The organism is Pseudomonas sp. 8(2025) (genome assembly GCF_052665325.1).
The window spans coordinates 1-1,916 of sequence record NZ_JBQOIE010000040.1 but is presented as its reverse complement, the minus strand read 5'-3'; the positions used below and the strand labels follow the sequence as shown (position 1 = coordinate 1,916).

At 63.2% G+C, this 1,916-nt stretch carries 2 protein-coding genes; both read left to right on the top strand.

Annotated elements, in window-relative coordinates:
- A partial coding sequence (locus ACUXVH_RS31625) for a phosphopantetheine-binding protein (RefSeq protein ID WP_445496852.1) occupies positions 1 to 408 on the top strand: 408 nt, incomplete at its 5' end.
- A 12-nt stretch (positions 409 to 420) separates the two neighbouring features.
- The coding region (locus ACUXVH_RS31620; RefSeq protein ID WP_445496850.1) for a condensation domain-containing protein at positions 421 to 1,916 on the top strand (1,496 nt) is incomplete at its 3' end.

Genomic DNA, 1,916 nt, shown 5'->3' with positions numbered 1-1,916 from the left:
GAAGCGTTGCCGCTGACCCCCAACGGCAAGCTCGATCGCAAGGCCCTGCCCAAGGTCGACGCCCAGCAGATGCAGCAAGTCTACGTGGCGCCGCAGAGCGAGCTGGAGCAACAGGTCGCGGCGATCTGGGCCGATGTGCTGAAGCTGGATCGGGTGGGCATGAGCGACAACTTCTTCGAGCTGGGCGGCCACTCCCTGTTGGTGGCTCAGGTGGTGACTCGGGTCAAGCAGCAGTTTGGCGTGGATATGCCCATCAAGTCGCTGTTCGGCGCGGAGAGCCTCGCGGCCTTTGTCGAGAAGGTTCAGGCCCTGCGGCAGACAACTTCTTCACTGCAGGATGAATTGGCTAAATCTTTGGAGGCCCTCAAACGTTTATCTCCCGATGATCTTGAAAAAATAATTTCTTAGGCGAGGTAGTACATGCAAGCTTTAATCGACTCGGTAGGCACGCTTTCTTCCAAGGAAAGAAGAGCCCTGGCGATTTTGCTTAAAGAAAAGGGCATCAACCTCTTTGGTATCGCTCCTATCTGCAGCCGCGGCGCCGACGAGGCGCCGGTCCTCTCCTATACCCAGGAAAGCCAGTGGTTCCTTTGGCAACTGGAGCCCGACAGCACCGCCTACCACATCACCACGGCGCTGCGCTTGACCGGAGAACTGGACCTCGACGCGCTGCGCCATGCATTCGATACCCTGATTGCCCGGCATGAAACCCTGCGCACTACCTTTTCCGAAGACGATGGCACGGCGGTGCAGGTGGTGCACCCACCGGCGCCGCTGGACATCGAGGTCATCGAACTGCACGCCGGCGGCCTGTCCTATGAGGCCCAGGTCCATGCCCTGACCGACAGCAAGAGCCAGCCGCCCTTCGATCTGCGCAATGGCCCGCTGTTGCGGGCCAAATTGCTGCGGGTGGCAGCAGACGAGCATGTGCTGGTCCTGACCCAGCACCACATCGTTTCCGATGGCTGGTCGATGGGGGTGATGGTCGACGAGCTGATCCAGCTCTATGCCGGCTACCGCCAGGGGCGCACGGTCAGCCTGCCGGAGCTGCCGATTCAATACGCCGACTATGCCAACTGGCAGCGCCAGTGGATGGACGCCGGCGAGCGTGAGCGGCAACTGGGCTACTGGCTGGAGCAACTGGCCGGGGAGCAGCCCTTGCTGATGCTGCCGCTGGACCACCCGCGCCCGGCGATCCAGAGCTATCGGGGGGCGCTGCTGGATATCCCGTTGCCGGAAGAGCTGCGCCTGGGCCTCAAGCAATTGGCCCAGCGTGAAGGGGCGACCCTGTTCATGCTGTTGCTGGCCTCGTTCCAGGTACTGCTGCACCGCTACAGCGGCCAGGCGGACATCCGCGTCGGGGTGCCGACCGCCAACCGCAACCGGGTGGAAACCGAGCGCCTGATCGGCTTCTTCGTCAATACCCAGGTGTTCAAGGCCGAGGTCGACGGGCAACTGGGCTTCAATGATTTCCTGCAGCAGGTCAAGCAGACCGCGCTGATGGCCCAGTCCCACCAGGACTTGCCTTTCGAGCAGTTGGTGGAAGCCTTGCGCCCCGAGCGCAGCCTGAGCCACAGCCCGCTGTTCCAGGCAATGTTCAACCACCAGACCGCGGTCAAGAAGGGCGGGCAGAGCCAGCGCCTGGACGACCTCAGCATCGAGACCCTGAGTTGGCAGGGGCGCGCCGCGCAGTTCGACCTGACCCTGGATACCTTCGAATCCGAGGATGGCCTCTGGGCCTCCCTGACCTATGCCTCCGACCTGTTCGAGGCCTCCACCATCGAGCGTCTGGCCCAGTCCTGGGTGCAGTTGCTGCAGGGCATTGTCCAGCAGCCACGCCAGCGCCTGGGGGACCTGCCGCTGCTGGGCGCTGCCGAGCAGCACCAGTTGCTGCACGAGTGGACCCCGGCCACCGG